General features: G+C 73.9%; 6 protein-coding genes and 1 pseudogene. 1 reads left to right on the forward strand and 6 read right to left on the reverse strand.

Going from position 1 to position 6,187, the window contains the following annotated elements; genetic code table 11:
• The 3 genes and pseudogenes from BFF76_RS28820 to BFF76_RS28830 form a co-directional block, all read right to left on the reverse strand.
• Positions 1-465 (reverse strand): annotated as a pseudogene (locus BFF76_RS28820) (aminoglycoside phosphotransferase family protein); the annotation flags it as partial.
• Positions 466-674: 209 nt separating this feature from the next.
• Positions 675-881, reverse strand: coding sequence for a hypothetical protein (locus BFF76_RS28825; protein ID WP_031097633.1), 207 nt, complete (start codon positions 879-881; stop codon positions 675-677).
• A gap of 282 nt (positions 882-1,163) precedes the next feature.
• Positions 1,164-1,421 (reverse strand): hypothetical protein, encoded by a 258-nt coding sequence (locus BFF76_RS28830; RefSeq protein WP_031097631.1) that lies wholly within the window; start codon positions 1,419-1,421, stop codon positions 1,164-1,166.
• Between the two features lie 205 nt (positions 1,422-1,626).
• Between BFF76_RS28830 and BFF76_RS28835 the strand changes: the two genes are divergently transcribed.
• Positions 1,627-2,949, forward strand: coding sequence for a serine/threonine-protein kinase (locus BFF76_RS28835; RefSeq protein ID WP_053930996.1), 1,323 nt, complete (start codon positions 1,627-1,629; stop codon positions 2,947-2,949).
• A gap of 16 nt (positions 2,950-2,965) precedes the next feature.
• Here the strand turns inward: BFF76_RS28835 and BFF76_RS28840 are convergent, their stop codons facing one another.
• The 3 genes from BFF76_RS28840 to BFF76_RS31870 all read right to left on the reverse strand — a co-directional run.
• Positions 2,966-3,790: a TrmH family RNA methyltransferase gene (locus BFF76_RS28840; RefSeq protein WP_053930995.1), complete on the reverse strand. Its 825-nt coding sequence runs from the start codon at positions 3,788-3,790 to the stop codon at positions 2,966-2,968.
• Positions 3,791-3,853: 63 nt separating this feature from the next.
• Entirely contained in the window at positions 3,854-5,107 is a 1,254-nt protein-coding gene (gene cobA / locus BFF76_RS28845; RefSeq protein ID WP_031097627.1) for a uroporphyrinogen-III C-methyltransferase, read from the reverse strand.
• Between the two features lie 331 nt (positions 5,108-5,438).
• Positions 5,439-6,187, reverse strand: a 749-nt coding sequence (locus BFF76_RS31870; protein WP_244167365.1) for a nicotinate-nucleotide--dimethylbenzimidazole phosphoribosyltransferase, incomplete at its 5' end; no start/stop codon positions are given.

Below are 6,187 nucleotides of genomic sequence, written 5' to 3' on the forward strand. Positions count from 1 at the left end.
CCCGCCGATGCGCGGACCGGTCAAGGCGGCCCGGGCCGCCTTGACCGGTCCGCGCATCGGCGGGAGCGGATGGGGCGGCGGGGTGCGGTGCAGCCGGGCCAGCAGAGCGGCGGCCTCCTCCCAGGGGGCGGCTTCGGGATCCGAGGGGTCGACGGGCACGCCGTACGGCCAGAGGCTCACCGTGCGGCCCTCGGCGCTCCTCGGCGGGCCGTCCGGGGCGGGGAGCGGCGGCAGCAGGATCCCCGCGAGCTGTGGCGAGGCGGCCAGGGACAGGCGGGCCGCCAGGGCGGATGCCTCCGAGTCGGAGGCGTGGGCCTTGGCGACGACCGGGCCGCTGCGGACGACGGTGCCGTCGGGCCGGTCCGCGAGCACCTGGGGCGGGGCGCACGCGCACGCCGCCGTGCCGGTGTGTGCGCTGTCGTGCGCGAGGTCGCCCAGGGCGCGTAGGACGGGGGTCGTGGTCATCGGCTCTGCTCCCGCGGGGTGAACGGGCGGCCCTCGGCCGTCCCCGGCCGCGATCGTACGCGGCCGGCCGGCGAAGGTCCGGAAAGCGCGATGTCCGGCCAGCTCCCCAGCTGGCCGGACAAACGCTGTCGTCCGCCGCACCCCCGTCCCCACGGGGCTGTTGGCCGGATGTCCTGGTCCGGACCGCTCTTCCGGACCCGGGGCGCCGCTCAGCGCCCCAGCATCACGCCCACGGACGACGCCTGTGTGACCACTGCGTCCCAGCCGCCGAAGACGACTACCAGCAGGGCCGCCAGAGGAAGAACCATGGCCGTCGCCACCAGCGGGTGGCGCGTACCGGACGGGCGTGCGCCGAACGAGGCGTGCGCCCTGCGTCCTTGCGTGCGGATCATGCTCCGCGCAGCGGTGTCCGCCATGGTTCCTCTCCTGGCCTGTTCCGGAGCGGCGGGCGTGTGGCCTCGGGGGACGAGTTCCACGCCCGCCGCTTGACTCCAACATTAGGGAGGCGGGAGCCACCCGGCGTCATGCCCGCGTACCGAATGCCGGGCCTCCCGGAGGATGAGCCGGCCGCTCCCGGCGTACTCCTCTGGGTGGAGAAAAGAGCTGATTGCCGCACCCGGCCCCTAGGGTCCAGGGGGCTCCCGACACCCAGGACATCCCGGCGGCCCGCGTCGCCGGGTGCGGCCCGGAGGAGACCCCTAGGAGTCGGGGTCGCCCGTGCGGGCGCGCTCGGAGGCGTCCTCGCGGGGGACCGGCTGTTCGACCAGGGCGAGCACCCTGGTCGCCATGAAGCGGGCGGTACGGACAACTGATCCACTTCGGGTGACTTCACTCACTTCCACCACACCTCGGCGGACCGCCGTCTCCACCCTGCGCCCCGCTCTGGAGGCCACCACTTCGTACGTCCTGGTCGTGTCACCCGCGTCCACGACTATTTCCACACGATCGCCCTTCATTGATCCAATCCCCCTTCTGCGACGGTCTGTTCAGATCTCGCACGGGTCACAGAGCCTGGATCCCCGGCTCCCTGACCACTCTTCAATTCTCCCACCCGGCACTGACAATCGATGGGCCGGCGAGAGCGCGGCCTCTGAGCGCGCCGCGCCACGGGTACGTAAGCTGTGCCTCGTCAGGCGGACCGGCAGCGGGGATGGGCAGACGATGGCGATGATGCGGCTCCGGCGCGAGGACCCGCGTGTCGTCGGCTCGTTCAGGCTGCACCGACGGCTCGGCGCGGGTGGCATGGGCGTCGTCTATCTGGGCTCCGACCGCCGGGGCCAGCGGGTGGCGCTCAAGGTGATCCGGCCGGATCTGGCGGAGGACCAGGAGTTCCGCTCGCGCTTCGCGCGCGAGGTGTCCGCCGCGCGGCGGATCCGCGGCGGCTGCACGGCCCGGCTGGTGGCCGCCGACCTGGAGGCGGACCGCCCGTGGTTCGCGACGCAGTACGTGCCGGGCCCCTCGCTGCACGACAAGGTCATCGAGGAGGGTCCCCTCCCGGCCGCCGAGGTGGCGTCGATCGGGGCCGCGCTGTCGGAGGGCCTGGTGGCGGTGCACGAGGCCGGTGTCGTCCACCGTGACCTGAAGCCGTCCAACATCCTCCTCTCCCCCAAGGGCCCCCGGATCATCGACTTCGGCATCGCCTGGGCGACCGGGGCCAGCACGCTCACCCACGTCGGCACGGCCGTCGGTTCCCCCGGCTTCCTCGCACCCGAGCAGGTGCGCGGTGCGGCGGTGACGCCCGCGACGGACGTCTTCTCGCTGGGCGCCACCCTGGCCTACGCGGCGATGGCCGATTCGCCCTTCGGGCACGGCAGTTCCGAGGTGATGCTCTACCGCGTGGTGCACGAGGAACCGCATCTGCTCGATGTGCACGACGCTCTCGCCCCCCTGGTGCGGGCGTGTCTGGCGAAGGACCCCGAGGAGCGGCCGAGCACGCTGCAGCTCTCGATGCGTCTCAAGGAGATCGCCGCGCGCGAGGCCCAGGGGCTGCACGAGCGCCGGCCGCCCGCACAGCGGGGCGACCAGGAGCTGGACCGTCCAACCGGCCGGATGGAGGGCCCCTACACCGAGCAGTCGACCCGGCGTGCGGCCGGAAGCTCCGCCCAGGCGCCACGTGCCTCCGGGCGACGCCCCACGTCGTCACGCCCGGCGGCCCCTCGCACCGGCGGCTCGCAGTCCCGTGCCGGGCACGGCGGTCCGCGCCCCGGTCAGCAGCCGCACGGGCAGAAGGGCACGAACGGCAGGCAGGCCTCCCGGCCAGGCGTCCGGACGACCTCGGCCGGAAAGACCGGGAAGAAGCGCGGGCCGGCCAATCCGCGGCTGCTGCGTCAGCGGATCGTCGTCTTCGTCGTGGTGACGCTGCTGGTCGCGCTGGGCATCGCCGCCGCCCAGGGCTGCCAGGGCCCGGCCCGCGGGCTGGGAGGCACACCGTCGCAGACGTTCGACGGGGCCGCCGTCCACCCGGCGCAGGTGTACGGGGACTGAGGGCGGCCCGCCTCGGTCAGGCGGACCCGACCCGGGTCGCGTAGAAGGCGACGGCGGAGGCGGCGGCGACGTTGAGCGAGTCGACTCCCGCGTCCATCGGGATACGCACATGGGCGTCGGCAGCGACGAGTGCCCCGGTGGTGAGACCGTCGCCCTCCGTGCCGAAGACGAGCGCCAGCTTCTCGTGCCGCCGTGCGACGAGTTCGTCCAGAGTGATCGACCTGTCGCTGAGGCAGAGCGCAGCGGTGGTGAATCCGGCCTCGCGCAGCAGGCCGATGTCCTCGGGCCAGGACGTCAGGCGGGTCCACGGGACGTGGAAGACGGACCCCATCGACACCTTGACCGCCCGCCGGTAGAGCGGGTCGGCGCAGCGGGGGGTGAGCAGGACGGCGTCGACGCCGAGTGCGGCCGCGTTGCGGAAGGCCGCTCCGAGATTGGCGTGGTCGACGATGTCCTCGAACACCGCCACTCGCCGCACGCTCCCCCGCCCCGGGGACAGCAGCGTGGCGGCGTCGGGAAGCGGCTTGCGCTGCATGGAGGCGAGGGCCCCGCGGTGCACGTGGTAGCCGGTGACTTGCTCGGCCAGAGCGGGCGTGACCGCGTAGACCGGTGCCGTGGCTTCCTCGATCACGTCGCGCATGACATCGGTCCACTTGGCGGAGAGCAGCATGGACCGCATCTCGTAGCCGGCGTTCCGGGCACGCCGGATCACCTTCTCGCCCTCGGCGATGAAGAGCCCCTCGGCGGGTTCCCGCCGACGCCGGAGCTCGACGTCGGTCAGGCCGGTGTAGTCGCTCAGACGCGGGTCGTCCGGGTCGTCGACGGTGATGAGTTCAGCCACGGGGTGCTACTGCCTTGTCCGGGGTGGTGTGTGATGTGTACGGGTGTGCCGGGGCTCGGCCGCTCAGGCTTCGAGCGGGGCGGCCGGGTCCGTGCCGACGGCTACGACGTCGCCGATGACGATGACGGCCGGCGGGCGGACCTCTTCCGCGACGACCCGCTCACCGACGTCGGCGAGGGTCGCGTCGACCCTGCGCTGGGCCGCGGTGGTGCCCTCCTGGACCAGGGCCACCGGGGTGTCGGGGGACTTGCCGTGGGCGATCAGGGCCTGGGAGATGGCGCCGATCTTGTCGACCGCCATCAGCAGGACGAGGGTGCCGCGCAGCTGCGCGAGCGCCTTCCAGTCGACCAGGGAGCGCGGGTCGTCGGGCGCCACGTGCCCGCTGACCACGGTGAACTCGTGCGCCACGCCTCGGTGGGTGACGGGGATGCCGGCCGCACCCGGCACGGAGATGGAGCTGGAGATCCCGGGGACGACCGTGCAGGCGATGCCCTCGGCGGCCAGGGCCTGCGCCTCCTCCATGCCGCGGCCGAAGACGAAGGGGTCGCCGCCCTTCAGCCGGACCACGGACTTGCCCGCCTTGGCGTGGTCGATCAGCGCCTGGTTGATCGCCTCCTGCGCCATGTAGCGGCCGTACGGGATCTTCGCGGCGTCGATCACCTCGACGTGCGGCGGGAGTTCGTCGAGCAGGTCACGCGGGCCGAGCCGGTCGGCGATGACCACGTCGGCCTCGGCGAGGAGACGACGGCCCCTGACGGTGATCAGGTCGGGGTCGCCCGGACCTCCGCCGACCAGCGCGACGCCGGGGGCGTGGGTCCGGTGGTGCGGGGCGGCGAGGGTGCCGTCGCGCAGGCCTTCCACGATGGCGTCGCGGACCGCGGCGGAGTGCCGGGGGTCCCGTCCCTGCGAGGTGGTGGTGAGCACGGCGACCGTGATGCCTTCGCTGCGGCCGGTGGCGGGCGTCCAGGCGGTGGCGGCCTCCGCGTCGTCGCTGCGCACGCACCAGGTACGGGTGCGCTCCGCCTCGGCGGACGCGGCGTCGTTGGCGGCGGCGTCGGACGACGCGACGAGGGCGTACCAGGTGTCGGTGAGGTCGCCGTCCTGGTACCTGCGGCGCTCCCAGCGGATCTCACCGGTGTCGGCCATCGCCTCGACGGATGCGGTCGCGGACGGGGAGACCAGAGTGATGTCGGCCCCGGCGGCGATGAGGGCGGGCAGCCGGCGCTGCGCGACCTGGCCGCCGCCGACGACGACGACGCGGCGCCCGTTCAGGCGCAGTCCGACGGGGTAGGCAGGGTGCTCGTCATACTCGGCCATGGTCGTGCGGGCTCCTCGTGCAGGGTGCGGTGTGCTGCGGGCCGCTGCGGCGGTGGAGCGGCGGTGACGTGCGAGGGGTGAGGCGGTGACGCGTGGGACCACGATACGGGGTGGTGCGGGCGGGGTCCGGAGCGGTGTGGTAGGGCTCACGGACCGCCTTCGGCGTGCCCGTGGGCCCTCGCCCGGCCGCGCTCGGGCCCGGCCCGGCAGAGGCGCACCCGGTTGCCGCCCGGACAGGTGCGAACGGCATCCGGGAGCACCGTGCGGGCGGGCGTGCGCGGCCGGGGTGGTGCCCGGACGGACCGTCCGGCGCGTCCGGGCACGGTGCCGGCTACTTCTCCGTGACACCCGCGGAGTCGAACGTCGCCACGTCGTGCATGGCGCGGGCCGCGCTCTGCACGATGGGGAGCGCGAGCAGTGCGCCCGTGCCCTCGCCGAGGCGGAGGTCGAGGTCGACCAGCGGGCGCAGGCCCAGCTTGTTGAGTGCGGCGACGTGCCCGGGCTCCGCGCTGCGGTGGCCGGCGATGCACGCGGCGAGCGCCTCGGGGGCGATCGCCCGGGCGACGAGTGCCGCCGCACCGGCGCTGACGCCGTCCAGGATCACCGGTGTACGGAGGGAGGCACCGCCCAGCAGGAAGCCCGCCATCGCGGCGTGCTCCAGGCCGCCGACCGCGGCGAGCACCCCGATCGGGTCGGCCGGGTCGGGCTGGTGCAGCTCAAGGCCCCGGCGGACCACGTCGACCTTGCGGGCGTGCATCTCGTCGTTGATCCCGGTGCCGCGACCGGTGACCTCTGCCGGGTCCATGCCGGTGTAGACGCAGATCAGCGCGGCCGACGCGGTGGTGTTGGCAATGCCCATCTCACCGGTGAGCAGGCCCTTGTTGCCCGCAGCCACCAGGTCGCGAGCGGTCTCGATGCCGACCTCGATCGCCGCGAGTACCTCCTCGCGTGACAGCGCGGGACCCGTGGTGAAATCGGCCGTACCGGGGCGGACCTTCCTCGGCAGCAGACCCGGCGTCGCGGGGAGTTCGGCCGCGACGCCGACATCGACGACGCAGACCTCGGCGCCGACCTGGGCGG

Source organism: Streptomyces mutomycini (assembly GCF_001700505.1).
Taxonomy (GTDB): Bacteria; Actinomycetota; Actinomycetes; order Streptomycetales; family Streptomycetaceae; genus Streptomyces; species Streptomyces mutomycini.

Excerpts from the sequence above, each read along its gene's own strand:
- cobA (WP_031097627.1), bottom strand. The coding sequence starts at position 5,107 with ATGGCCGAGTATGACGAGCACCCTGCCTACCCCGTCGGACTGCGCCTG.
- BFF76_RS28825 (WP_031097633.1), bottom strand. The coding sequence starts at position 881 with ATGGCGGACACCGCTGCGCGGAGCATGATCCGCACGCAAGGACGCAGG.
- BFF76_RS28835 (WP_053930996.1), top strand. The coding sequence starts at position 1,627 with ATGGCGATGATGCGGCTCCGGCGCGAGGACCCGCGTGTCGTCGGCTCG.
- BFF76_RS28830 (WP_031097631.1), bottom strand. The coding sequence starts at position 1,421 with ATGAAGGGCGATCGTGTGGAAATAGTCGTGGACGCGGGTGACACGACC.